Genomic DNA, 24,742 nt, shown 5'->3' on the forward strand with positions numbered 1-24,742 from the left:
AGCAAGGAAGTGTCATGGAGATAACCACTGCCAAGTCGCCGACCATCAGCCAGCAGAGGGTGAGCTGCAAGATTGAGCAGGGCATCGCCGAGGTGATGCTGAGCCGGCCAGAAAAGCTCAATGCGTTGGACTTGCCCATGTTCAGGGCCCTGGAACAGACGCTGCTGAGCCTGCGGCAGCTGCCCGGACTGAGGGCCGTGATCTTGCATGGGGAGGGACGTGCCTTCAGTGCCGGATTGGATGTGAAATCCATGCTCAAACAGCCGCTGGCCGCCCTCGACATCTTGAAGCGCGAAGCGGACGAGGCGACCAATCTTGCCCAGCGGGTTGCCTATGGCTGGCACCTGCTACCGGTGCCGGTCATCGCGGTGACCCAGGGGCTCTGCTTTGGGGGTGGTTTGCAGATAGCACTCGGGGCCGACTTTCGTTTCAGCACGCCGGATTGCCGTTTCTCGGTGATGGAGATCAAGTGGGGCATTATCCCCGACATGAGTGGCAGCGTCACCTTGCGCAACCTCATGGGGGTCGATACCGCCATGGAGCTCGCCATGAGCGGACGCGAGTTGCTGGCCCCCGAGGCCAAGGCGCTGGGTCTGGTCAGCCGGGTCTGCGAAGATCCGCTGGCCGAGGCCCGTGCTTTTGCCAATGATCTGCTGGGCAAATCGCCGGATGCGCTGGCGGGGATCAAGCAGCTCTACCGCCAGGCTTGGGCTCACAGCGATGAGGCGATGCTCAAGGAAGAGACGCGCTTGCAACAAAAGATCCTGGGACGCCCCAATCAGTGGCGGGCCACTCTCAAGGGATTGTTTGGTTGGCGATTGCGCTTTGGTGCGCGCCGTGATCTGAACTGAGCGGATCCCCCGTTCCGGGAGAGGGGTGCACAGGCCCGGCACTCGCAGACCTGCAACAGGGGATAAGAGGGGCAGACAACATAAAAAATGGCAGCCAAGGCTGCCATTTTGATGAGTGAATATCGGGCTTACTTGCTAGCACCTGGCTCGCTGTCTGGCTCGAATTCATGGCCGCTATGTTCTTGCTCCAGATTGTGCTCGGAGCGGCGACCCGTCCAGTAGTCGGCGTTTTTGATGCCAAGCTTCTCGGGGTGGAAGACGGGGTCTAGGCCCTGAGCCTGCTGGCTTTCGTAATCCTTCAGGCAGATGAAGGCGGTTTTTTGCATCAGCAGGATGGCGATGATGTTCAACCAGGCCATCAGACCGACGCCAATATCACCCAGGCCCCAGGCCAGATCGGCCGTCTTGACGGTGCCGTAAACGGTGGCAGCCATCAGACCAATCTTCAGCACGAAGGTCAGCCAGGGGCGGTTGATCTTGCGGTTGATGAAGGCAATGTTGGTCTCGGCGATGTAGTAGTAGGCGACGATGGTGGTGAAGGCGAAGAAGAAGAGCGCGATGGCGACGAAGATGTTGCCAAAGCCGGGCATCATGCTCTCCATGGCGGTCTGCACATAGCCAGGACCTGCGGCAATACCGGCGATACCCGTGTGAAGGGCTGTGCCATCCGGACCTTGTACGTTATAGAGGCCGGTGATGAGCAGCATGAAACCCGTGGCGGAGCAGACAAACAGGGTATCGATGTAGACGGAGAACGCCTGTACCAGACCCTGTTTGGCCGGGTGGCTCACGGCGGCGGCGGAAGAGGCATGAGGACCAGTACCCTGACCTGCTTCGTTGGAATAGACCCCGCGTTTCACACCCCACATGATGGCCAGACCCAGGATGGCACCGAAACCGGCATCCAGACCGAAGGCGCTCTTCCAGATAAGCAGGATCACACCCGGCAGTTGACCAATGTTGAGGGCGATGATGACGCAAGCCACTATGATGTAGGCCAGTGCCATGAAGGGCACCACAGTCGAGGCAAAGTGGGCGATGCGCTTGACGCCACCGAAGATGATGAAGCCCAGCAGCAGCGCCAGTACGGCGGCAGTCACGTTGGGGCTGATGTCAAAGGCAGTTTGCAGGCTGGAACCAATGGAGTTGGCTTGCACGCCTGGCAGCAAGATACCGCAGGCGAAGATGGTCGCGATGGCGAAGATCCAGGCATACCAGCTCATCCCCAGACCCTTCTCTATGTAGAAGGCGGGACCGCCACGGAATTCACCGTTGATCTTCTCTTTATAAACCTGGCCCAGGGTGGACTCCACAAAGGCGGAGCTGGCACCCAGGAAGGCCACCATCCACATCCAGAACAGGGCGCCGGGGCCACCGAAGGTGATGGCGGTGGCTACCCCGGCGATGTTGCCGGTACCGACCCGGCCCGCTAGGGTCATGGTCAGCGCCTGGAAGGAGGAAACACCGGCATCGGTCGCCTTGCCATCCATCATCAAACGCACCATCTCTTTGATATGGCGCAGTTGCAGGAAGCGGGTGCGGCAGGAGAAATAGAACCCTACCCCGAGGCACAGATAGATGAGCGCTGGGCTCCAAATCACACCATTGATGGCATTGACGATTTCGTTCATGTACAACAACTCCTTTGTTGTGAGACTTCCGGCGGGCTTCTGCCCACTCGATCTTTGTTATTCAGTCATTTCTGCTGTCGGCATTGGCCGAGGCGTTTAACATATCGACTTGTTTCGGCGCTTCCCAGTGAAATTTACGTTAGTGTTGCTAATTTGTGAACTTGATGTGGTGGCACGCTTTCCACGGCTTGATCAGGCTGGTGAAATGGCGTTATTTTCTCCTGAAACAGTACCTTGTCAGTGATAAAGCAATTTTGAGGCCAACCATGAGCGAGCACATCAATGACACCTCTTTGGCTGAGGGAATACGCTTGGCAGAAGCCCCTGATGTGGCAGCGATCGCGCGGCTCTTTGTCCAGCTTGGCTATCGCAATGATCCCGACAGGCTGGCTGTGGATCTGACGGCGCGGGAGCCTGGGCGACAGGTACTGGTGAGTGCCGACCGGCACGGAGTGACCGGGGTACTGGTGTTGCATCTGCTGCGGCCTTTGCACCTGGCATCGGGCTGGGCGTTGATCTCGGCGCTGGTGGTCGATGAAGCGGTCCGGGGGCAGGGCAGGGGCGTTGCCTTGCTGGCGGCAGCCGAACGGCTGGCCCGAGAGGCTGGTTGCGGTCAAATTGAACTCTCCAGCAGCCTGCACCGTGAACGGGCCCATCACTTCTATCAGCAGCAGGATTATCGGGAAAAGCCCAAGCGTTTTGTCAAATCCCTGCTATCACAATGAAATCCCTATGAAAGCATCGAGGTATTGAGTGGCTAGCTTGTGGTCAGCTATCAGGGCAAGTCGCTTGCTCTGCACCTGGTTCGGTGCACCGAGTCAGTGCAAGGCAGTCGAAGATGCCCAATCGTCGGGCATTCCCATGGGGGAGGAGTGGCATGGGTTGTTTGCAGCCATCCCCATTCTTGATGGGCTGAGTGACGCCCAGCAGGTTCACTTGGTCGCCTTGGCGCGCCGCCTGCTCGAGCGCAAGACTTGGACCCTGCTCGGTGTCGAACTAACTGAACGTCAGCGCCGTGCCTTGGCTCTGCAAGGTGCCCTGCCCATTCTGGCACTCAGTCTCGATTGGTATCGTGGCTTCCATGAGATCATCATCATCCCCGAGCCTGTCTCTCGCCGCCAGCAGGTGCAGGACGAGTTTGGTCTGGTGAGTGAGTGGGAGGAGGAAAATGCCGGGGAGGCATGGCCCCAGGGGCCGCTGGTGTTGGCCTGGAGCGAGTTGCAGCAAGACGGTGACTGGGATGGTTATAACCTCATCATCCATGAGCTGGCCCACAAGCTCGACATGTTGGGAGGAGAGGCCGACGGCGCGCCCCCTTTGCCGGCTGGCTTGGCGGGGTCTGAGTGGGCCGCGACTTGCCAGCAGGCGTTCGACCAACTGCAGGCCCAGTGCGAGCGGGGCGAGACGACATTGATAGACCCTTATGCTGCCAGCCATCCGGCCGAATTCTTCGCCGTGTGCAGCGAACTGTTCTTCAGCCAGCCCCGCCAATTGCATCAGGCCTTCCCGGCCGTCTATACCCTGTTTACCCGCTTCTATGTCCAGGCGCCTTTGCTGCGGCAGCCGGAGGCTGACGCGGTGCATTTGGACTCGTCTTCCCGATAGCCAGCTCGACATGACTCCAGCCATGAGGCAGGCAAGAGACAGATAGCAAGAAGGCACCCCTGGGGGTGCCTTCCTCTGTTCAATCATCCTGGCTAGGGTCAACTTTAGGCTGACTCTTCGGGCCCTGCGCTTAGGCGGCGGCTTTGAGCTGCACGGCAGCAGCCTGCTTGTGATCGCCAATCGGCAGTATGGTACGGCCGAACTGCTCGTTGATCACGGTGGCCATGGCCAGGTAGATGGCGCTGGCGCCACAGATGATGCCTTCGAAACCGGCGATGTGGCCGATCAGCTCGCTACCGGTGAAGTTGTGAGCGGCCAGCAGGAAGAACAGCACGGTCAGGGAGGCGAACACGAACTGCTTGGCGCGCGGGTAGTTGACAGTCCCTATCATCATGAAGAGGGTGAACATGCCCCACATCAGCAGGTACCAGCCCATGAAGGCGGCTGGAGTGGCTTCGGCCAGACCCATTTTCGGCAGGACCATCAGCAGCACCAAGCTCCACCAGAAGGTGCCGTAGGAGATGAAGGCGGTGACGCCGAAGGTGTTACCACGCTTGTATTCCATGATACCGGCGATGATCTGGGCCAGACCGCCATAGCACAGCCCCATGGCCAGGATCATGGCGCTGATGGGGAAGAAACCCGCATTGTGGATGTTCAGCAGGACAGTGGTCATGCCGAAGCCCATCAGACCGAGGGGGGCAGGGTTGGCCAGTTTTTCGCTCACGCTCACGTGGTGTTCTCCAAAAATATGTGGGGGTTGATCAAAGGACGCGGGATTTTAGGCAGGGCTCCATGCCCTCGCAAGAGGGAAGGGCTGTTAAATAGTAAAAAAACTACAACTCAGACCAGCGCCGGGCCCAATCGTGGGTAATCGGTGGTTAATTGGTAAATGAAAGGTAGGGGACAGGTTGTTTTTTTGTGTTCATTACCGCTCGGGATGCCATTGGGCCTTATCACCGAGGAGGGGCAAGAGGGCGGCGTCTTTATCCGTCGTTGACGTCACGCTCGGCGCTAAGCCAGCAGAGCCTTTCTCCTTTCTCCTTGCTTCAGTGGAATAGGTTTAAATGGATATCATCTTTCTCGGCATGCTGAATCTCATCAAGCCACCCGGCAGGATAGCGCGCCGGTGCTGTGTCGATCATAACCTTCCCCCCTGGAACCTGCCGGGTTACCTTTCAGCTAGCTGAATAAAGGTGACGTGATTGAGCGTTACATCATCGCATATGCCATCAAACTAGGGTTTTGCAACAATGCTTGGGACCCAATGTGACAGCTTCATTGTGCAACCTGGTTTGGCAGGGCATTGCCGGAAACGGCGTCAACGACATCGGCAGCTGAGACGGCATAGACACAACTCTGCGCACCAGCAGGCTATTGAATGAGCTTGCCGTGGCAAGCCTGCTGTCGCAGGCCGCTATGGGACTGAATCAGGGCAGCGAACCTTGGCGGCGAGGGGAATATGTTAGCCGTGCAATGGGTGTGAGTTTCGCGGCTTGCCTCAGGGGCCTGCACAAGAGGGGGGACTGATCTGGAGCAGGGCTCTCAAGCAGACGGGGCAGCCTGCCGATCCGATTGCGCAAGCAACGCGGGTGCTTTTGTGCTCTGGTGGTCAGCCTCAAAGGGTGAAGAACAAAGGCAAGCCCATCACCAAGGGGCTTGCCAACGTCTTGCTCGGGCAGATCAGTTATCCAGGGTGAGCACCACCTTGGCACTCTTGTCGGCTTCCTTTACCTGACTGTCGAGTACGAACAGGCGATCCTGGGTGATGGCTTGAGTGTCCACCAGATAAGTCTTGGTGTTGCGTGCCCGCGCCATGGCAAGGTTACGCAGCGACTTGGCGGTAATGAGCTGCTGATCACGCAGCAAGATGACGGCCTGATCGCGCAGCGCCATGCTGTTCGCCGCCAGACCGAGGCGGTCAGCCAGGGCCACAAGATCCTCCTTGAAGCGCTCCTGATAGGCCTGAGCCAGGGCCGCCTGCATGACGTCATCTTTGCCAAGTTGGGTCAAATCCACCGGGCTGCCGGTGATCCTGGCCAACACCCGTTCCAGCTTCTGGCGCTGCAAGAGGGGGCGCTCCTGATTGAAATTCACCTTGCCGCGGATATTCATGCTGAGTTGGGGTCTGGCCTTGAGCGCCCCAGCGAGCTTGGCCAGCTTGGCCTGTTGGCCCGATGTCAGCTCATATTCGCCGGGTTGGAAGGAGAGTTCATCGAGATCTTTCGCCCCTCCTGTCAGGGAAGCGAGCAGGGAGAAGGGGGAGGTGATGGCCTTGCGCAGTGTGTTGCCCAGCACATTCCAGAAAACACTGCCCAGGCTGAAATCGGGTTGATCCAGATTGCCCTTCACCTTGAGGTTGAGCTTGATGACGCCATTGGCATCGCTGAGCAGGGCAACGGCCAAACCGAGGGGCAGGTCTTTGGCCTTGTCGCTGTCTATCTTTTCACCTAGCTGCAGCTTCTTGATGATGATGTCGTTGTCACCCTCCAGGCGGTTGCCGACCAGGTGATAGTTGAGCTTCATGGTGAGCTGGCCCTTGTCGATGGCATAGCCGGCATAGGTACCCGAGTAGGGGCTGAAACTGGTCATCTCCAGATTGTTGAAGTCAACGGCCAGATCCAGTTCGGGTTCGTCAATCAGCAAATTGGCGCCACCCCTGATGGTGACGGGAGCATATTTGTCCACCTTGCCGTTGAAGGCGATGTCGGATCGCTGGCCCGGTATATTGCTGATGTGCAGGGTCTGGCCGTTCAGATCGGCGATATCGGCACTGAACTCCTGGCTCAGGCTGCGATCGGCAAAGCGCAGGTTGCCCTGTTGAATACGCACCTGAGCGACAACCAAGCGAGGCTCCGGGCCTTTGCGGACAATCGCGGATCCCTTGTCAGCCGAAGCCGGTGGCGCGGGCAATATCAGCTGCTGCACATTGGTGGTGCCATCCTCGTTGATCTCGATGCGGCCGAAGGGCTGGCGCAGCAAGATGTCATCTATCTTCACCTGCTGGCTGATCCCCTCATAGTGAAGCCCGGTCAGCTCTAGCCTCGCGATTTGCAGCAACCTCTGGTTGTCGGCGCCGCTCTGTACATCGAGCTTGTCGATATCGAGTGCACCGCTCAGGTTCAGGGTGCTGAGCGCCCCTTTGCCATCGATGGCGATGGCGAGTTTGAGGCGGCTAGAAAGCTCCCCTTGCTTGACGCTGACCCTGACCCTCTCCTGTAGATATGGCTGGAGCCAGGTGAGCGGCAGACCCTGCTGCCTGATATCCCCCTCGAGGGCGAAGGGGGCCGGGGTCAGCTTGCCCTCGAAGGCGAGCTGGGCCTGCTGGTTGAGGCGGGCTTTCAGGGTGAGGGGGCTTGCCTTGTTGAGCCGGTTGTCGAGCCCGCTCAGGGTCAGTTCGAGATCCGTCAGTTCGCGGGCCAGCGGCTTGCCGCTGCTCGATTCGAGCAAGTTGAGACTGCCTTTGCGCAGCGCTATCTGACCGAGCTGCCAGCGCCAGGGTTTGTTCTGTGGCTGGGTTTTCCTGGTGGTATTGATGCCCTTGCCGATGGTGGCCTTGGTGCTGGCCGGCGAGACGCGAGGCGTCAATATTTTGCTTACATCCAGGTTTTGCTGGCTATCCAGGCTGGCGTGCAGCACGGGTTGTTGCACGTTGAGCTTGCCAATTTTGAGCAGCTGCTGCTGGCCATCCAGGCTGATGTCGCCGAGCACCAGTTGTGTGAAGCGGGCAAACTCCGCCCCCTTGGGGTAGTGCAGCTGCCAGCCATCCAGGGTCAGCTTGCCCTTGCTCAGTTGCCAGCCGAACCCCTGCTTGCCCGGGATCAGACGGTAGCTGGCCTGGGCACTGGCCTGGCCCTTGAGCAGATCCAGGCTCAGATAGGGAGCCCAGAGCGGGGCAAAGGGTTTGAGGGGCAGTTTGGCCAGACTGAGTTTGCCCTGGCTGGCGCCACTCAAGCTGACGCTGCCATCCGCCTTTAGCTGACTCTTGCCCAGAGTGGCCGCCAGGGTATAGAGACTGTTCTGATCGGGAAGCGAGCTGATATTGGTCAGGGTTAACGCCAGCCCCGTCAAGGTTTGCGGCGGCAACCAGCCATCGGCCTGCGTGGCGCGGGTGTCCCGGTAAGTCAGGCGGCCTTGTTGTAGCGACAGCATGGCAATCGTGATTTTGGGGGCAGGGCTGAGCGCCTCATCGGCGGTCCTGGGCGAGGGGGCAAGCAGCTGGCTCAGGGTATCAGTCAGATTGAAGCGGGGCGTCCCCGGCCGTTTGGCATCGGGCACTCGCCGTTGTAAATCCAGGGTGGGGGCCGTCAGCGTCACCTCGGTCAGCACCAGACCCTGCTGATGCCAGCTTGCCTTGAGATCCGGCTTGAGGCTGAGCTCAGCCAGGCTGAGCAGGGGCTTGCCATCATCATCAGTGAGCGCGCTGGGGCCCAGGGTCAGTAGGGGCTGCGCCAGATCTACCTGGATCTTGCCCAGAGTGAGGTTGAGACCATATTCCTGTTTCAACCAGCCGGGAAGATAGCGCACCGTCAGGGCGGGGGCTTGCCACAACACCACGATGAGCCCGACGAGAAGCAGTAGCAGCGCGGCGATGATCTTTAGCACAAGGCGGCGGGAAGGCGGGGCCATCGAATTCTCCTGAGCGGTCGAGACGCGCTAGCTATAGCATGCCCTGGGGGGAAAGGGCCATAGTCAGGGTCAATTGTCTCCTGCCACTGTTCACCCTTGCAGAGGTGACTTCAGGCAGGCCCATACCTGTGTGAGTCACACTCGCAAGCCAGCCTCCTGGCGCCTATCATCCCAGCTGGCTCAATCCCCCCTGATCACCGAGATTGTCGAGGGCTCCGGCGCAGCGCCGTTCTGCCGCTTCCAGTTCGGCCAATACCATCTGGATATCTTCTGCCTGCTGGCGCAGCGCCTCGCGCTTGGATTCGATGAGTTGCACCATGGAGAGCAGCTGGGTACGGCTGGATCTGTCGGTGTCATACATATCAAAGAGTTCGCGGATCTCGGCCAGGCTGAAACCGAGACGCTTGCCGCGCAGGGTCAGCTTGAGGCGGATCTTGTCCTTGTGGCTGTAGATGCGATTTTGACCCTCCCGGGTCGGGGAGATGAGACCTTCATCTTCATAGTAGCGAATGGTGCGGGCCGTGATGTCGAACTCCTGAGCCAGCTCCGAGATGCTGTAGGTGACCTCCTTGCCTGCGTGCTTATCTGGCATGGCAGCGCCCCTTGTGGTTGTCCATCACGGCTGACACTCGCCGAGCGGCGAGGGCCTGCCCGACCCGGGAGGCGTTCGGGCGGCCGAGCTGCTCGCTCACCCATTGGCCGGTGGCTGCCAGGATGTCGAGATCCACCCCGGTCTGCATGCCTAGCCCTCGCAACAGATAGACCACCTCTTCGCTGGCCAGGTTGCCGGAGGCGCCTGGAGCGTAAGGGCAACCACCGAGCCCGGCCACCGAGCTGTCGATGGTGCGAATGCCTCGCTCCAGGGCGGGCATCAGATTGGCCAGGGCCTGACCATAGGTATCATGAAAGTGCACCGCGAGGCGTCCGGCCGGGATCTCGCGCAGCACGGCATCAAGCATGGGCACCACGGTGCCAGGGGTGCCAATCCCAGTGGTATCCCCCAAGGATATTTCGTGGCAGCCAAGATCGAACAGCCGTTCGGCCATGGCCGCTACCCGCTTGGGGGAGGTAGGGCCATCGAAGGGGCAGCCGATGACGGTGGAGAGATAACCCCGCACCCGAATGCCCAAGTGGCGGGCCTCCTGCACCAAGGGGGCGAAGCGCACCAGTGACTCCTCCACACTGATACCGATATTGGCCCGGGTGAAGCCATCGCTACAGGCGGTGAAGAGGCCAATCTCATCGACCCGCGCGGCTATGGCCCCCTGCAGGCCTTGCAGGTTGGGCACCAGGGCGCCATATCGAACAGGCGGTCTGCCTGCGATGGCGCCCCGGGGCAGGGCGGCCAGCAGGGCGGCGGAGTCTGCCATCTGGGGCACCCGCTTCGGGGAGACAAAGGCGCCGACCTCGATGCGCTGCAAGCCGCTCTCGCCGAGTCGGCGGATAAGCTCCAGCTTCTGGGGCAAGCTGAGCGGGATCATTTCGTTTTGCAGGCCATCCCTTGGCCCCATCTCGACCAGGCTGACCCTGTCATCCTGTTCCATTATCTGCGTCATATTGGTTCCCTTTTGTGACTGCGGTGGTGTGGCTCCGGTGCCCGATGAAGACCGGGGTGAGTGAGCTGCGCAGTTTCATCCTTTTGCGGCTAGCCGGCGGCCTCTGCACTCTCCAAGAAGCGCACCAGGGGGGCTCCCTGGCTGACTTGCTCCCCCTCGCGGCACAGCAGTTCGGCGATGGTGCCATCTTGCTGGGCACGCAGCTGGTGCTCCATCTTCATCGCCTCCAGCACCAGCAGCGGCTGGCCCCGGCTCACCACTTGTCCCGCCTCTATGAGCAGGGCAACCACCAGGCCATGCATGGGGGCCAGGGTGACGGGCCTGCCGCCCGCCTCATCCCCAGGGTGATCCTGCGGTACCATCTCCCGGGCCGGGCCAAAGGGGATTTGCTGCTCAGCCAGGGTCAGCACGAAACCTGGTTGGCGTTGATCCCTCTGGTTCAAGGTTCGGACAGGGTAGCGCTGCCAACGCCCCTGCCACTGCAGGCGGACATGATCCTCGGCCATGGCGTAGGGGAGCATCTGGCCCTGCCAGCTCAACTGCCCCTCAGAGGAGTGCAGTGTGAGCTGCCGGCGTTGTCCGGCCATATCAACGGCTGCCGCCCAGGTCTGGCGCCGCCCTAGTCGAAATCCTGCGGCCTGCTGCCAAGGATCGCCAATTGCGGTGTGATGGGCGAGCCAGAGGGTGGCCAGGGGCCAGGCGAGCTCGGGCAGAGGTTGAGGGGCGGTCGGGAACGGCCACTGGGTATGGTGGCGCATCCCCAGCACATCCGGCTCCTGGCACAGGCGTGCCAACAGGGCGCCGTTGTGAGTCAGCGGGCCTAGGTCCAGGGCCGTGAGAGCCTCGCTCAGTCTGGCCAGAGCCTGGGCGCGGTTCTCGCCATGAGCAGTCAGCTTGGCGATCATGGGGTCGTAGTAGGGGCTCACTGCGTCACCCGCGGCCACCCCGGTATCGATGCGCACTCCTGTCGGCCAGTGCAGCCAGTGGATAGGGCCGCTGGCTGGCAGGAAACCGGCGGCCACGTCCTCGGCGTAGAGGCGTGCCTCCACCGCGTGACCTTGCAGTTGCACTTGATGCTGAGTCAGCGGCAGCGGTCGCCCTTCGGCGACGGCGAGCTGCCAGGCCACCAGATCCTGACCGGTGACCGCCTCGGTGACCGGGTGTTCAACCTGGAGGCGAGTGTTCATCTCCATGAAATAGAAGGCGCCTTCGCAGAGCAGGAACTCTATGGTGCCAGCTCCTCGATAGTCGATGGCCATGGCGGCAGCCACTGCTGCTTCGCTCATGGCGCGGCGCAAGGCGGGGGCGATATCCGGTGCCGGCGCCTCTTCAATTACCTTCTGATGACGGCGTTGCAGTGAGCAATCTCTGTCCCCGAGGGAGATGGTGTGGCCACTGTTGTCGGCAAACACCTGTACTTCGACGTGTCTGGCCCCGGCCAGGTAGCGTTCGAGCAGCACATTGTCATCGCCAAACGCCGCCAGGGCTTCGCGTTTAACCGCTCCTAATGCGTCATCGAAGTCAACGATCCCGTCGACCCGGCGCATCCCCTTGCCACCGCCACCACTGGCAGCCTTGATAAGCAGTGGGAAACCCACGTTCTGGGCATGGACTCTGAGCGCGAGCAGGCTCTGATCTGCGCCGTGATAGCCGGGCAGCACCGGTACGCCTGCCGCTTCCATCAAGGCTTTGGCGCCGGACTTGTCCCCCATGGCGAGGATGGCGGCAGCCGACGGGCCGATGAAGCGGATCCCTGCCTGCTCGCAGGCATGGGCGAAGTCACTGCTTTCAGACAGAAATCCATATCCCGGGTGAATGGCGTCGGCTCTGGCCTGTTTGGCGATGGCGAGCACCTTGGCACCATCGAGGTAACTATCTCGTGCCTGCGCCGGTCCCAGGTGCCAGGCCTCGTCGGCCTCGCGCACGGGCATGGCCTGGCTGTCGGCATCCGAATAGAGGGCGATGGTGTGGATGCCGAGGCGGCGCGCCGTCTTGATGATGCGAACTGCAATCTCCCCGCGATTGGCGATCAACAGCCGTCTGATAGGGACTATCTCTGTCATGGCATCTGCTCCGGACGCGAGGTGGCGAGAGTGAAAAATGGTGGCATGCGCATCCCGGCAGCCTGCCCGGGATGGATGATCAGCGGCCGTGTGATGGGAGCTGTCTGCGTCATGGCTGCTCCTTGGGGTCGGGACGCCAGATGGGCTGGCGCTTGTCGAAGAAAGCCTGCATCCCCTCCTGCGCCTCGGCGCCGACCCGTACCCGGGCAATGGTATCCACCGTCAGCGCTTGATGTTGACTGGTGGGCAGAGTGGCCAGTTTGTCGAGCAGCAGCTTGGTTTCGCCCATGGCCGCCGGGCCGTTCTGGCACAATGTACGGGCCAGGGCGCGCCCCTCTTCCAGCAAGGTATCGGCGCTGTGGCGCTGATGAATGAGGTTGAGCCGACAGGCGGTGATGGCATCGAAGGGTTCGGCGCTGAGCATGTAGCGCCGTGCCTGGCGCAGCCCCAGGGTACGCACCACATAGGGGCTGATCACCGCGGGCACCAATCCCAGACCCACTTCGGAGAGGCAGAAGCGGGCATCATCGCTGGCCAGGGCGATGTCACAGGCGCAGATGAGGCCAAGTGCTCCGCCGTAGGCGGCGCCCTGCACTAGGACCAGCGTGGGAAAGGGTAGCTCGTCCAGGGTTTGCAGCAAGAGGGCTAGCTGCCTGGCATCCTCCCTGTTGTGTTCAACATCGGCATGGGAGAGATCCCGCATCCAGTCGAGATCGGCGCCGGCGCAAAAGTGCTTGCCCTCGGCGCGCAGCAGCAGGGCGCGGGGGCGGTTCTCTCCGGTCCGGCTTGCCAGCTCGCGCAAGGCACCGAGCAGTCCCTGGATCAGCGCCTTGCCAAAAGCGTTATGGCGAGCCGGGCGACAGAGCACTAGCTCCACCAGGGGGCCGCGCTGCTCCAGCCGATATCCGGCATCCGGGGTCACGGCACCGGGGGAGCCAGGGAGTGAGGTCATTGTGGTGCTCATCAGGGCTCCTTACATCCGGAAGATGCCGTACTGCTCTGGGGTGGACAGGGGGCCCTGGCAGCGGGCCAGCGCCCCCTGGCAGGCGGCCAGGGCCAACGCGAGCACGGTGCGGCTCTGGGCCGGGTCGATGACGCCATCGTCCCAAAGCCGGGCACTGGCGTAATAGGGGTGGCCCTGGCGTTCATATTGATCAAGCACAGGAGTGCGGATAGCCTGCGCCTCCTGCTCGCCGAGGGATTCACCCTCGGCGGCCAGTTTGTCGCGGCGTACCTGCACCAAGACTCCGGCGGCCTGTTCGCCCCCCATGACGGAGATGCGGCTATTGGGCCAACTGAACAGGAAGTCGGGCTCGAAGGCGCGGCCACACATGCCGTAGTTGCCGGCGCCAAAGCTGCCTCCGGTGATCAGGGTGAGCTTGGGCACCCGGCTGCAGGCCACCGCAGTAACTAGCTTGGCGCCATGTTTGGCGATCCCTTCGCGCTCGGCCTGGCTGCCCACCATGAAACCCGTGATGTTTTGCAGGAACAGCAGAGGAATGGCGCGTCTGTTGCACAGTTGAATGAAGTGGGCCCCCTTCTGGGCGCTGTCGCTGTGCAGCACGCCATTGTTGGCGAGGATACCCACGTGCATGCCGCAGATGTGGGCAAAGCCAGTAACCAGGGTGGTGCCGTACAGCGCCTTGAACTCATCAAATTCCGAACCATCGACCAGGCGAGCAATGATCTCCCTTGCCTCCACGGGTCGCTTCAAGCTGGTACCGATCAGACCATAGAGCTCGTCGATGGGGTAGGCCGGTTCCCGATAAAGGAGGGGGGCGGCTGGCTGGTCGCCGCCCAGGTTGCTGACCAGGGTGCGGGTCAGTTGCAAGGCATGATCGTCATCTTGGGCCAGGTGATCGGCGACCCCTGAATGGGCGCAGTGCACCAGGGCACCCCCCAGATCTTCGGCGCTGATCTCTTCGCCGGTGGCGGCTTTGACCAGTGGCGGCCCGGCCAGGAAGATGGTGGCCTGCTGCTTGACCATGATGGATTCATCCGCCATGGCGGGCACGTAAGCGCCGCCTGCGGTGCAGAGTCCCATCACCACGGCGAGCTGGGGAATGCCCTGACCCGAGAGGCGAGCCTGGTTGTAGAAGATGCGACCGAAGTGATCCCGGTCGGGAAACACCTCGTCCTGCATCGGCAAGAAGGCACCGCCCGAATCCACCAGATAGAGGCAGGGGAGGCGCAGTCGCTCGGCGATGGCCTGGGCCCGCAGGTGTTTTTTCACCGTGAGGGGGTAATAGGTGCCCCCCTTGACGGTGGCATCGTTGACCACCAGCAGGCAGAGTCTGCCCCTGATGCGGCCAAGCCCGGTGATGATGCCGGCGGCGGGGACGGCTTCGTCATAGACGCCCCAGGCCGCCAGGGCAGAGAGCTCTAGGAAAGGGGAGCCGGGGTCGAGCAGCCGATTGATGCGCTCGCGGGGCAGCAACTTACCACGCCCGGTGTGGCGGGCCTGATTGACGGCGCCGCCCCCCAGGTTTATCTCATCCAGGCGATCGTGCAGATCCTCGACCAGGGCCCGCATGGCGGCCTTGTTGGCCTCATAGTCGGGGCTATGGGTGTCTAGCTGGGAGTGGATCTGGCTCATACGGGCTCTCCCAAAAAGGTGTGAGGGCAAAGGTCTGCCCGGTGAGTCACAGCGCGGTCGGTGCGATGGTGTGCTGACTGGGCGTGCAACGGGTTCATGCAGACTCTCCCATCAGTTCGCGGCCGATGAGCCAGCGGCGGATCTCCGAGGTGCCGGCGCCTATCTCATAGAGCTTGGCGTCCCGCAGCAGGCGGCCGGTCGGGTATTCGTTGATGTAGCCATTGCCGCCGAGCAACTGGATGGCGTCCAGCGCCATCTGGGTGGCATTTTCCGCTGCAAGCAAGATGGCCGCGGCGCAATCCTTGCGGCTGGTCTGTTGCTGATCGCAGGCGTTGGCCACCGAGTAGACCAGGGCGCGGCTGCTGGCCAGGCGGGTATACATGTCGGCCAGCTTGCCCTGCACCAGCTGGAACTCGCCTATGGCCTGGCCAAACTGCTTGCGTTCGCGCACATAGGGCAGCACCACGTCCATGCAGGCCTGCATGATGCCAAGGGGGCCGGCCGCCAGCACGATGCGCTCATAGTCGAGGCCGCTCATCAATACCTTGGCGCCCCCGTGAAGCGGACCAAGCAGGTTCTCTTTGGGAACCTTGCAGTTGTCGAACACCAATTCGCAGGTACTGGAACCACGCATGCCCAGCTTGTCGAGCTTCTGGGCTGTGCTGAATCCCGGGGTACCCGCCTCGACGATGAAGGCGGATATCCCCTTGGCCCCGGCCTTGGCATCCGTCTTGGCGTAGATGACGAAAGTCTCGGCATCGGGGCCATTGGTGATCCACATCTTGTTGCCATTGAGGATGAAGTGATCGCCGCTCGCCTCGGCCATCAGCCGCATGCTCACCACATCGGATCCGGCACCAGGCTCGCTCATGGCCAGGGCACCCACCTTGGCACCGCTGATCAGATCAGGCAGGTAGTGCGCCTTCTGATCAAGGGTGCCGTGGCGGTGGATCTGGTTGATGCACAGATTGGAGTGGGCACCATAGGAGAGCCCGACCGAGGCACTGGCGCGGCTCACCTGCTCCATCACCAGCACGTGGGCCAGGTAGCCCAGGCCCACGCCGCCATACTCCTCGCCGACGGTAATGCCATGCAGGCCGAGACTTCCCATCAGCGGCCAGAGATCCCGGGGAAAGAGGTTGCTGCTGTCTATCTCGGCGGCGCGCGGCGCTATCACTTGTCGGCAGAAAGCGCCGACCTGTTCGGTCAGAGCCTGCAGGGTCTCATCCATCAATGGGGGCATAGCTATCTCCTTGCTGTCACGAGAGTGGATGGGCTCCGGGTAGGGGACAGGGCAGGCAACAACTGACGCCCTGTGGTCGTCCTGACTGGTCAGTCCATTACCAGAGTTAGTTTACGTTAGCGTAAACGTAAATCAATTGTTAGTCTAAGGTAAAATCCCTTGTGGTAAGGGAACTGGCCACGCTGTTGCCAGCGTTATTTTGTGTAACCCAGTCGTCTGACAAGACTCAAAGGAGTGAGGAACATGACCAGCCATGTCACCCTGTACGGGGATCTGCCGCTCTACATCAACGGCGGGCCCCATGCCTCGACCACTGAGCAGTGGATAGAGGTGACCAATCCGGCGGATCAGAGTCTGCTGGCCCGTGCCCCCAGGGCCACGGCAGAGGAGGTCGAGCTGGCGGTGCGTTCCGCCCATGAAGCCTATCTGCTGTGGCGGGATGTGCCTGCGCCGGAGCGGGCCAGGGTCATGTTCAACTATCAGCATCTGCTTAAAGTCCATCATGACGAGCTGGCGACCCTGCTGGCGCAGGAGACGGGCAAGAACTTTGCCGATGCCAAGGGGGATGTCTGGCGCGGCATCGAAGTGGTTGAGCAGGCCTGCGGCATCGCCAGCCAGACCATGGGGGAGACCATGGGCAATGTGGCACGTCGAGTCGACGGTCACTCCTGGGTGCAGCCGCTCGGGGTCTGCGTAGGTATCACGCCGTTCAACTTCCCGGCCATGATACCGCTGTGGATGTTTCCCCTGGCGGTGGCCTGCGGCAACGGCTTCGTGCTCAAGCCGTCGGAACAGGATCCGCTCACCCCCATGCGGCTGGCCGAGCTGTTTACCGAGGCGGGGGCACCTGCGGGCATCCTCTCCGTCATCCATGGCGGGGCCGAGCAGGTGGATGCGCTCTTGATTCACCCGGACGTGAAGGCGGTCAGCTTTGTCGGCTCGGCCCGGGTTGGCGCTCATGTCTATCGCACCGCGACCGAACACCTCAAACGAGCCCAGTGTTTTGTGGGGGCCAAGAACCACATGGTGATCATGCCCGATGCCAATAAGGGGCAGGTGCTGAGCAACCTGGTGGGGGCCGGGGTCGGCGCCGCCGGTCAGCGCTGCATGGCCATCAGCGTGGCCGTGTTCGTGGGCAGTGCCCGCGACTGGATCCCCGAACTTGCCGAGGCATTCGCCGCTGTGCGTCCGGGGGTCTGGGACGATCCGCAAGCCGCCTATGGTCCCCTCATCAGCCCGGAGGCCAGGGTACGGGTGGAGAATCTGATCGAAGCGGGCAAGCAAGAAGGTGCCGAATGTCTGCTCGATGGCACCCTGTGCGAGGTGACGGGCTACCCGGTCGGCAACTGGGTAGGGCCAACCTTGTTTCGCGGAGTCACGGCGCAGATGGGGCTCTATCGGGAGGAGATCTTCGGCCCGGTGCTCTGCTGCATGGAGGTCGACAGCCTGGCTGAGGCCTTGACCCTCATCAACCGTAATCCTTATGGCAACGGCACCTCCATCTTCACCAGTTGTGGCGCTGCGGCCCGCACCTTCCGCCATGAGGTGGCGGTAGGCCAGGTGGGCATCAATGTGCCCATCCCGGTGCCGCTGCCATTCTTCTCCTTCACCGGTTGGCGCGGCTCTTTCTATGGGGATCTGCATGCCTACGGCAAACAGGCGGTGCGCTTCTATACCGAGACCAAGACGGTGACCGAGCGCTGGTTTGACGAAGATATTCCCACCGGCCCCAACATGACCATCAGCCTGCGTTGAGCGAGGACTCCAGCCCATGAACTTCAATCTGACAGAGGATCAGCAGGCTTACTGCGATGCCGCCACCGCTTTTGCCAACGAAGCGTTCAAGCCCCATGCCGCCCGCTGGGACAGGGAGCATGAGTTCCCCATCCCCACGATCAAACAGGCGGCGGCACTGGGCTTTTGCGGCCTCTATACCCAGGAGCAATATGGCGGCCTGGGGCTGGCCCGGCTCGATGCCAGCCTCATCTTCGAACGCCTTTCCATGGGGTGTACCTCCACCACCGCCTATCTCACCATCCATAACATGGTGAGCTGGATGCTGGGTCGCTGGCTGCCCGCCGAGGTTGCAGAGGCGTGGGTACCGCGCCTGGCCAGCGGCGAGCTGCTTGGCTCTTATTGTCTCACCGAACCGGGGGCGGGATCGGACGCCGCCGCCCTCAAGAGCCGGGCGCTGCGGGCTGGGGATGATTACCTCATCGAGGGGAGCAAGGTGTTCATCTCGGGGGCCGGCAGCACGGACGTACTGGTGGTGATGGCCCGCACCGGTGGCGAGGGGGCCGGGGGGATCTCCGCCTTCATGGTGCCCGCCGATACCCCCGGGGTGCGCTATGGCAAAGCCGAAGAGAAGCTCGGCTGGCACAGTCAGCCGACCCGGGAAGTGGTTTTTAATCAGGTGCGTATCCCCGCCAATTACCGACTGGGGGAAGAGGGGGAGGGGTTCAAGTTTGCCATGCAGTCCCTGGATGGCGGCCGCATCAATATCGCCAGCTGCTCCCTCGGCACGGCCCAGCAGGCCCTGGATGATGCCCTGGCCTACGTGGCCGAGCGCCAGCAGTTTGGCCGACCCATTGGCGAGTTCCAGAGTGTGCAGTTTCGCCTGGCCGACATGGCGACCGAGCTTGCCGCAGCCCGCCTGCTGGTGCGCCAGGCCGCTGCCAAGCTGGACGAGAACAGTCCGGACAAGAGTGCCTGGTGCGCCATGGCCAAGCGTTTTGCCACAGACATCGGCTATCAGATCACAGATGAGGCCCTGCAACTCTTTGGCGGCTATGGTTATATCCGCGAATATCCCCTCGAACGCTATCTGCGCGATACCCGGGTACATCGCATCCTGGAGGGAACCAACGAAGTGATGCGACTCATCGTCGCTCGCCGCCTGCTGGCCAGTCCCTCAATGCGTTTGTTATAGAGGCAGGTTGCCCGTATACAAGGAAGATCCCATGACAAGGATAAGGCTCGAATATCATGGCCACGTGGCCTACATCACCCTGGACAACCCACCGGCCAATACCTGGACGCTGGCCAGCCTGCGTGCCTTCGTGCAGATGATGGCCGAACTCGACGGCAAACCCGAGATAGTGGCCCTGGTTATCCGGGGCGCCGGTGACAGATTTTTCTGCGCCGGTGCCGATCTCAAGATGTTTGCCGACGGTGACAGCCAGCATGCCGAGCAGGTGGCCGCAGCCTTTGGCGAGGCGTTCGAGGCCCTGGCCCGCTTTCACGGCGTCAGCATTGCCGCCATCACGGGGTTTGCGATGGGGGGCGGCCTGGAGGTGGCGCTGGCCTGCGATATCCGCATCGCCGAGCAGCAAGCCATCATGGGTCTGCCGGAGGCTTCGGTGGGGCTCTTGCCCTGCGCCGGTGGCACCCAGCGCCTGACCGAACTGGTGGGGCCGGGCTGGGCCAAGCGCCTTATTTTGTGCGCCGAGAAGGTCGATGCCACCCTGGCCTACGAGATAGGTCTGGTAGAGGAGGTGGTCAAGGCGGGTTGTGCCTGGGAGGCGGCTCGGCAGATGGCAAGCCATACCGAGCGCCAAAGCCCGGCTGCCCTGCGCGCCTGCAAGCGACTGATCAACGAGGGGCGTCGCCGTCCCCGGGATCAAGCCCTGCCCATGGAACGCACGCTCTTCCTCGATCTCTTCCAGGATCCCAATCAGCAAGAGGGGGTGGCGGCCTTTCTCGAGAAGCGGGCGCCGCGCTGGCACTACGGTGTGCGTGACGACATCGGCGGTAATGGCAAGCACGAGCCAAGCAAGCAGACAGAGTGATGGCTGCAAGATGGGCAAAGACAGCCGCCTTGAGTGAGGAGCACGAGATGAGTGATGGGGTAAAGACACAGTTGTTGCCAACCCGGGATGGCCAATGGCTGGGGGTGCTGACCCTGGACAGTCCGGCGTCCCTCAATGCCTTGAGCCTGCCGATGATAGAGGCCCTGACACGCCAGTTACGTGGCTGGCTGCAAGATGGCAGCGTGTGCGCCGTGCTGTTGGAGGGGGCCGGGGAGAAAGCATTCTGTGCCGGGGGCGATATCCGCGCCTTCTACCATGAGCGCCAGCGTATGACGGACGCTGAGCTGGCCGGTTACGCCCGCGATTTTTTCGAACAGGAGTACCGACTCGATCTGCTGATCCATCACTACCCCAAACCGCTGATCTGCATCGCCGACGGCATCTGTATGGGTGGCGGCATGGGGCTGTTTGCCGGGGCCCGTTTTCGGCTAGTGACGGAGTTCAGCCTGCTGGCCATGCCGGAGGTGAGCATAGGCCTGTACCCGGATGTGGGGGCCAGCTGGTTTTTGAGCAGATTGCCGGGGCGTGTCGGACTCTGGCTCGGTTTGACCGGCGCGCGCATCAATGGCGCCGATGCGCTGGGATTGGGGCTGGCGGACGGGGCACTGGCCAGAGCCGCTCGCCCCCAACTGCTTGAAGCGTTGTTGCAACTCGACTGGCGGCAACCGGCAGAGGAGCTCGATGACAGTCTGGCGTTGATGCTGGCCGCATTGGGGATCGCCGCGCCGCTGCCCGAACCGCTGCTGCTGCCTCATCTTGCCCAGATTGAGGCTCTTTTGATCGGACGCAGCCTGGTGCGGGTGCTCGATCGGCTATTCGATGCCCCTCTCGGGGGGACGCTGGCACAGCAGCGAGACAGTTGCCGCAGCGGCAGTCCCTTGAGCCGCGCCTTGTTGTGGCGGCAATACTGGCAGGGGCGCCAGCAATCCCTGGCCGAAGCGTTCGCCGATGAGCTGACCCTGTCGGTGAACTGCGTACTCAGGGGGGATTTCATCGAAGGGGTCAGGGCGCTGCTCATCGACAAAGACAAGCAGCCGCACTGGCAAGGCGTCGGGCAGACCGATCTGGCAGACTTTTATCGCTGGCCCGCCTGCGCGGGGGCTAACAATCCCCTGTGGCGCGAGCTCAGAGAGTGCGCTGGTAATGGAGATGACAGCATATGACGACAGGGATAGGTTTCATCGGCCTTGGCAACATGGGTGGCCCCATGGCAGCCAATCTGGCCAAGGCGGGGCTGCGGGTGCAGGTGTTCGATCTGCTGCCCGATCATCTGATTGCCGCCCGGCAGGCGGGCTGCCACTGCGCCGCCAGTGCCGCCGAGGCGGTCGCAGGTTGCGAGCTGGTGATCAGCATGCTGCCCGCCGGGGAGCATGTGGTGGGGCTTTGGCTCGGAGACGGATCAGGAAATGGTGGTCTGCTCCCCGCCCTGGCCCCCAATACCCTCATCATCGATTGTTCCACCATCGATGTCGCCTCCGCCCGCGCAGTGGGGCAAGCCGCTCGTGTTCTGGGCCACAGGTTCATCGATGCCCCCGTTTCCGGCGGGGTAGCCGGAGCCGTGGCCGGCAGCCTCACCTTCATCGTCGGTGGCGAGGCGGCTGATTTTGAATCAGCCCGTCCCGTGCTCGGTCACATGGGGCAGAATCTATTTCATGCCGGTCCCCTTGGCGCGGGACAAATCGCCAAGATGTGCAACAACATGCTGCTCGCCATCCACATGGCGGGCACTGCCGAGGCGTTGGCGCTGGGTGTCAAGGAGGGGCTGGACGCAACTGTGCTCTCCGGCATCATGGCCAAGAGTTCGGGCAACAACTGGAGCCTGGAGCGTTACAACCCCTGGCCAGGGGTGATGGAGAGTGCGCCGGCATCCCGTGGCTACAGCGGTGGCTTCATGACCCGGCTCATGGTCAAGGATCTGGGGCTGGCCATGGGGTTGGCCGAACATGCGCACAGTGCGGTGCCCATGGGAGCGCTGGCGCGTAATCTGTTCAATCTGCATGCAAGTCGAGGGGAGGGGGAGAGGGACTTTTCCAGCATTATCAACCTCTATCGGGAGATGACCTGACCCCGCGTGCCGCAAGTGGCAGAGATAAGCCAACCAGTGGGCGGGAGCACATATCACGCAGCAAAGAAGGGAGAGCCGATGGATCTGAATCATAAATTGATTGCCGTGACTGGGGCGGGACGGGGCCTTGGCAGAGCCATTGCGTTGGCGTTGGCCGAGCAAGGCGCGACATTGGCGCTCATCGATGTCAATCGGAGCGACCTTGAGATCACCGAGGCCGAGCTGCAGAGTCGGGGTGGCCACTGCTCACTCCATGTCTGTAACGTGGCCGATGAGGCGGAAGTGGAAGCCAGTTTTGCGGCCATTCAGGAGCTTGGGTTCCTTACGGGGCTTGTTAACTGCGCCGGCATCTTGCGCGATGGCCTGCTCATCAAGATAAAAGAGGGGGAGTTGATCGACAAGCTATCCCTGGCCCAGTGGCAGGCGGTGATCGATGTCAACCTGACGGGCACCTTCCTGTGTGGCCGCGAGGGGGCCGCCCTGATGGCGCGCCACGGCGAGGGAGGGGTCATCATCAACATCTCCTCCATTGCCAGGGCCGGCAACGTGGGGCAGAGCAACTATGCCGCCAGCAAGGCGGGGGTCGCTGCCCTGGTGGTCACCTGGGCACGAGAGCTGTCGCGCCATGACATCAGGGTGATGGGCATTGCCCCCGGGGTCTTTGCCACCGAAATGACGGCGGCCATGAAACCCGAGGCCATGGATCGCATGCGGCAAGCCATCCCGGCAGCCTGTCTGGGGCAGGCGAGTCAGCTGGCCGATACAGTGCGTTTCATTTTTGGCAATGATTATCTCTCCGGGCGCATGATAGAGCTCGATGGTGGCCTGCGCTTGTAGCGGGGCGGCGTCATTAAACCAGTGAGGTGGGCTGAAGGCCCCGCCTTGTCATCGGCTCTCCTGGCCAGCACCGCGAACGAGGAGTCACTCCCCCAGATGAACCAGGGTCTGCGTGCTTATGCAAGGCAACAGGATCCGGGGTCAGATCATGGTATGTCCAGAAACTGGCGGCAATCCGGTAGAGTTTGAGCCAGCTCACAGGCCGAGCCCGTTACTTCTGTAAAATTGCGCCCGGTCAAGGTGGTCAACGATTGATATGGCGAAGGATTGCGAGCTGTATAGTCATGCAATATAGTTGCCGCCTTTTTCAGGGGGCAGGGATAGTCGCTCCATCATGATGCGAGTCGAATTGAGCAGGGACTCTCAACCGCCGCCAAGACAAGCAACAGGATAGAGATGGACAAGAAACTCGGGCTGGGTGCCCTCATCTCACTGGTGATTGGCTCCATGATTGGAGCCGGCGTGTTCAGTTTGCCGCAAAATATCGCCGCCCATGCCAGCGCCGGGGCCGTGGCTCTGGGCTGGACCATTACCGGGCTTGGCATGATCTGTCTGGCCCTGGTCTATCAGAGTCTCTCCTTGCGTCGCCCGGATCTCGATGGCGGCATCTTCAGCTATGCCAGGGCGGGGTTTGGTGACTTCATCGGCTTCAATGCGGCCTGGGGTTACTGGATCTGTCAGCTGCTGGCCAACGTCTCCTACGCCGTCGTGGTGTTCAGCGCCCTGAGCTACTTCTTCGATACCCCGGACAATGTCATCTTCGGGGATGGCAATACTCCCACCGCCATTGTGCTGGCTTCCCTGCTCATCTGGTCTGTGCATGCGTTGGTGCTGCGCGGGGTACAGGTGGCGGCCCTGGTCAACATAGTGACCACCATCGCCAAGATGGTGCCGCTCATCGTGTTTTGCGTCGCCGTACTGCTCGCCTTCAACCTGAAGACTTTCACCCTGGACTTCTGGGGTCATGGCAATGGTGAGCTGGGCTCCGTGATGGATCAGATCAAATCCACCATGAAGGTGACCCTCTGGGTCTTCATCGGTATCGAGGGGGCCGTGGTGGTCTCGGCCCGGGCCCGCCATCGCAAGGATGTGGGCCGCGCCACTGTGCTGGCCTTGCTCGGTGCCCTGACCCTCTATGTGATGGTGACGCTTTTCTCCTTGGGCGTCATGAGCCAGCCTGAGCTGGCGGCTTTGAAGAATCCCTCCACCGCCATGATCCTCGAGGCCGTGGTCGGCCCCTGGGGCGCCTGGCTCATCAATATCGGCTTGGTCATCTCGGTGATGGGGGCACTGCTCAGCTGGACTGTGCTGGCGGCCGAGGTGCCCTTCATCGCCGGCAAGACGGGGGTGTTCCCGGCCTGGTTTGCCCGGGAGAACAAACGGGGCTCCCCGAGCGTCTCGCTCTGGTGCTCCACCTGTCTGGTGCAGGCTTTCCTTATCATCATCTATTTCCAGAACAGTACCTACCTGGCCCTGGTCAACATCACCACGGCGGCGGCCCTGGTGCCTTATGTCTTCTCTGGCGCCTATGGCCTCAAGCTCGCCTTGAGTGGCCAGACCTATGAGGGGCAACCTTATCAACGCAAGCGGGATCTGTTGCTGGCCCTGGTGGCAACCTTCTATGGTTGCTGGCTGGTCTATGCCGCTGGGGTTGAGTATCTGCTGCTGGTGGCCCTGCTCTATAGCCCGGGCATCTTAATCTACTGGAAGGCGCGCCAACATCATGGCCTACGCGGCCTCAATCGGCTAGAGCAGGGGATGACGGCGGCCCTGCTCGGCTTCGCCGTGCTGGCGTTTTACAAGGTGGTGGACGGTACCATTCCCCTAAATTAAGCGGCACAATAGCGAGGTGGCCTC

At 61.8% G+C, this 24,742-nt stretch carries 19 protein-coding genes; 10 read left to right on the forward strand and 9 right to left on the reverse strand.

The features are described 5' to 3' along the window. The first annotated feature begins 14 nt into the window (after nucleotides 1-14). The gene (locus ACSMDR_RS18925; RefSeq protein ID WP_436469273.1) at nucleotides 15-851 is read left to right on the forward strand and encodes a crotonase/enoyl-CoA hydratase family protein; all 837 of its coding nucleotides are present in this window, start codon (nucleotides 15-17) and stop codon (nucleotides 849-851) included. Between the two features lie 128 nt (nucleotides 852-979). Here the strand turns inward: ACSMDR_RS18925 and ACSMDR_RS18930 are convergent, their stop codons facing one another. Continuing rightward, entirely contained in the window at nucleotides 980-2,482 is a 1,503-nt protein-coding gene (locus ACSMDR_RS18930) for an alanine/glycine:cation symporter family protein (protein ID WP_436469274.1), read from the reverse strand. Nucleotides 2,483-2,748: 266 nt separating this feature from the next. Between ACSMDR_RS18930 and ACSMDR_RS18935 the strand changes: the two genes are divergently transcribed. Continuing rightward, a complete protein-coding gene (locus tag ACSMDR_RS18935) occupies nucleotides 2,749-3,207 on the forward strand; it encodes a GNAT family N-acetyltransferase (protein ID WP_436469275.1) in 459 nt (152 codons plus the stop codon). Between the two features lie 136 nt (nucleotides 3,208-3,343). Next, nucleotides 3,344-4,087: a M90 family metallopeptidase gene (locus ACSMDR_RS18940; RefSeq protein WP_436469368.1), complete on the forward strand. Its 744-nt coding sequence runs from the start codon at nucleotides 3,344-3,346 to the stop codon at nucleotides 4,085-4,087. A gap of 130 nt (nucleotides 4,088-4,217) precedes the next feature. On the opposite strand, the gene ACSMDR_RS18945 is transcribed toward ACSMDR_RS18940, so the two are convergent. The 8 genes from ACSMDR_RS18945 to ACSMDR_RS18980 all read right to left on the reverse strand — a co-directional run bounded on the left by ACSMDR_RS18945 (nucleotide 4,218) and on the right by ACSMDR_RS18980 (nucleotide 16,174). Next, entirely contained in the window at nucleotides 4,218-4,814 is a 597-nt protein-coding gene (locus ACSMDR_RS18945; protein WP_005905211.1) for an acetate uptake transporter, read from the reverse strand. Between the two features lie 956 nt (nucleotides 4,815-5,770). Next, a complete protein-coding gene (locus ACSMDR_RS18950) occupies nucleotides 5,771-8,716 on the reverse strand; it encodes a DUF748 domain-containing protein (protein ID WP_436469276.1) in 2,946 nt (981 codons plus the stop codon). A 166-nt stretch (nucleotides 8,717-8,882) separates the two neighbouring features. Continuing rightward, a complete protein-coding gene (locus ACSMDR_RS18955; protein ID WP_005905208.1) occupies nucleotides 8,883-9,308 on the reverse strand; it encodes a MerR family transcriptional regulator in 426 nt (141 codons plus the stop codon). Then, nucleotides 9,298-10,272 (reverse strand): hydroxymethylglutaryl-CoA lyase, encoded by a 975-nt coding sequence (locus ACSMDR_RS18960; RefSeq protein WP_436469277.1) that lies wholly within the window; start codon nucleotides 10,270-10,272, stop codon nucleotides 9,298-9,300. Before ACSMDR_RS18960 ends, ACSMDR_RS18955 begins: the two co-directional genes overlap by 11 nt. Before the next feature lie 89 nt (nucleotides 10,273-10,361). Further along, the gene (locus ACSMDR_RS18965; protein WP_436469278.1) at nucleotides 10,362-12,335 is read right to left on the reverse strand and encodes an acetyl/propionyl/methylcrotonyl-CoA carboxylase subunit alpha; all 1,974 of its coding nucleotides are present in this window, start codon (nucleotides 12,333-12,335) and stop codon (nucleotides 10,362-10,364) included. Nucleotides 12,336-12,444: 109 nt separating this feature from the next. Beyond that, nucleotides 12,445-13,299, reverse strand: coding sequence for an enoyl-CoA hydratase-related protein (locus ACSMDR_RS18970; RefSeq protein ID WP_436469279.1), 855 nt, complete (start codon nucleotides 13,297-13,299; stop codon nucleotides 12,445-12,447). A gap of 9 nt (nucleotides 13,300-13,308) precedes the next feature. After that, a complete protein-coding gene (locus ACSMDR_RS18975; protein WP_436469280.1) occupies nucleotides 13,309-14,931 on the reverse strand; it encodes a carboxyl transferase domain-containing protein in 1,623 nt (540 codons plus the stop codon). Between the two features lie 94 nt (nucleotides 14,932-15,025). After that, nucleotides 15,026-16,174, reverse strand: coding sequence for an isovaleryl-CoA dehydrogenase (locus tag ACSMDR_RS18980; protein ID WP_436469281.1), 1,149 nt, complete (start codon nucleotides 16,172-16,174; stop codon nucleotides 15,026-15,028). Between the two features lie 243 nt (nucleotides 16,175-16,417). Here ACSMDR_RS18980 and ACSMDR_RS18985 point away from each other — a divergent pair, with 243 nt between their 5' ends. From ACSMDR_RS18985 to ACSMDR_RS19015, 7 genes are all read left to right on the forward strand, one after another. Further along, entirely contained in the window at nucleotides 16,418-17,929 is a 1,512-nt protein-coding gene (locus ACSMDR_RS18985; RefSeq protein WP_436469282.1) for a CoA-acylating methylmalonate-semialdehyde dehydrogenase, read from the forward strand. A 16-nt stretch (nucleotides 17,930-17,945) separates the two neighbouring features. After that, a complete protein-coding gene (locus ACSMDR_RS18990; RefSeq protein WP_436469283.1) occupies nucleotides 17,946-19,103 on the forward strand; it encodes an acyl-CoA dehydrogenase family protein in 1,158 nt (385 codons plus the stop codon). Nucleotides 19,104-19,134: 31 nt separating this feature from the next. Next, nucleotides 19,135-19,962 carry an enoyl-CoA hydratase gene (locus ACSMDR_RS18995; protein ID WP_436469284.1) on the forward strand — a complete coding sequence of 276 codons (828 nt, stop codon included), beginning with the start codon at nucleotides 19,135-19,137 and terminating at the stop codon, nucleotides 19,960-19,962. A 47-nt stretch (nucleotides 19,963-20,009) separates the two neighbouring features. Further along, nucleotides 20,010-21,146, forward strand: coding sequence for an enoyl-CoA hydratase/isomerase family protein (locus tag ACSMDR_RS19000; RefSeq protein ID WP_436469285.1), 1,137 nt, complete (start codon nucleotides 20,010-20,012; stop codon nucleotides 21,144-21,146). After that, complete coding sequence (mmsB, locus tag ACSMDR_RS19005; RefSeq protein ID WP_436469286.1) at nucleotides 21,143-22,048, forward strand: 3-hydroxyisobutyrate dehydrogenase; 906 nt, start codon at nucleotides 21,143-21,145, stop codon at nucleotides 22,046-22,048. The genes ACSMDR_RS19000 and mmsB overlap by 4 nt, the downstream gene beginning before the upstream one ends. 78 nt (nucleotides 22,049-22,126) lie before the next feature. Continuing rightward, nucleotides 22,127-22,885, forward strand: a complete 759-nt coding sequence (locus ACSMDR_RS19010) for an SDR family oxidoreductase (protein WP_436469287.1) — start codon at nucleotides 22,127-22,129, stop codon at nucleotides 22,883-22,885. Nucleotides 22,886-23,281: 396 nt separating this feature from the next. Next, a complete protein-coding gene (locus tag ACSMDR_RS19015) occupies nucleotides 23,282-24,718 on the forward strand; it encodes a basic amino acid/polyamine antiporter (protein WP_005899504.1) in 1,437 nt (478 codons plus the stop codon). Nucleotides 24,719-24,742: the final 24 nt, after the last annotated feature.

The sequence above is a fragment of the Aeromonas molluscorum genome, assembly GCF_051376105.1.
Taxonomy (GTDB): Bacteria; Pseudomonadota; Gammaproteobacteria; order Enterobacterales; family Aeromonadaceae; genus Aeromonas; species Aeromonas molluscorum.

Bases quoted from the DNA above. Each gene is read 5' to 3' on its own strand.
- ACSMDR_RS18925 (WP_436469273.1), top strand. From the start codon at position 15: ATGGAGATAACCACTGCCAAGTCGCCGACCATCAGCCAGCAGAGGGTG.
- ACSMDR_RS18930 (WP_436469274.1), bottom strand. From the start codon at position 2,482: ATGAACGAAATCGTCAATGCCATCAATGGTGTGATTTGGAGCCCAGCG.
- ACSMDR_RS18935 (WP_436469275.1), top strand. From the start codon at position 2,749: ATGAGCGAGCACATCAATGACACCTCTTTGGCTGAGGGAATACGCTTG.
- ACSMDR_RS18940 (WP_436469368.1), top strand. From the start codon at position 3,344: ATGGGGGAGGAGTGGCATGGGTTGTTTGCAGCCATCCCCATTCTTGAT.
- ACSMDR_RS18950 (WP_436469276.1), bottom strand. From the start codon at position 8,716: ATGGCCCCGCCTTCCCGCCGCCTTGTGCTAAAGATCATCGCCGCGCTG.
- ACSMDR_RS18955 (WP_005905208.1), bottom strand. From the start codon at position 9,308: ATGCCAGATAAGCACGCAGGCAAGGAGGTCACCTACAGCATCTCGGAG.
- ACSMDR_RS18960 (WP_436469277.1), bottom strand. From the start codon at position 10,272: ATGACGCAGATAATGGAACAGGATGACAGGGTCAGCCTGGTCGAGATG.
- ACSMDR_RS18965 (WP_436469278.1), bottom strand. From the start codon at position 12,335: ATGACAGAGATAGTCCCTATCAGACGGCTGTTGATCGCCAATCGCGGG.
- ACSMDR_RS18970 (WP_436469279.1), bottom strand. From the start codon at position 13,299: ATGAGCACCACAATGACCTCACTCCCTGGCTCCCCCGGTGCCGTGACC.
- ACSMDR_RS18975 (WP_436469280.1), bottom strand. From the start codon at position 14,931: ATGAGCCAGATCCACTCCCAGCTAGACACCCATAGCCCCGACTATGAG.
- ACSMDR_RS18980 (WP_436469281.1), bottom strand. From the start codon at position 16,174: ATGCCCCCATTGATGGATGAGACCCTGCAGGCTCTGACCGAACAGGTC.
- ACSMDR_RS18985 (WP_436469282.1), top strand. From the start codon at position 16,418: ATGACCAGCCATGTCACCCTGTACGGGGATCTGCCGCTCTACATCAAC.
- ACSMDR_RS18990 (WP_436469283.1), top strand. From the start codon at position 17,946: ATGAACTTCAATCTGACAGAGGATCAGCAGGCTTACTGCGATGCCGCC.
- ACSMDR_RS18995 (WP_436469284.1), top strand. From the start codon at position 19,135: ATGACAAGGATAAGGCTCGAATATCATGGCCACGTGGCCTACATCACC.
- ACSMDR_RS19000 (WP_436469285.1), top strand. From the start codon at position 20,010: ATGAGTGATGGGGTAAAGACACAGTTGTTGCCAACCCGGGATGGCCAA.
- mmsB (WP_436469286.1), top strand. From the start codon at position 21,143: ATGACGACAGGGATAGGTTTCATCGGCCTTGGCAACATGGGTGGCCCC.
- ACSMDR_RS19010 (WP_436469287.1), top strand. From the start codon at position 22,127: ATGGATCTGAATCATAAATTGATTGCCGTGACTGGGGCGGGACGGGGC.
- ACSMDR_RS19015 (WP_005899504.1), top strand. From the start codon at position 23,282: ATGGACAAGAAACTCGGGCTGGGTGCCCTCATCTCACTGGTGATTGGC.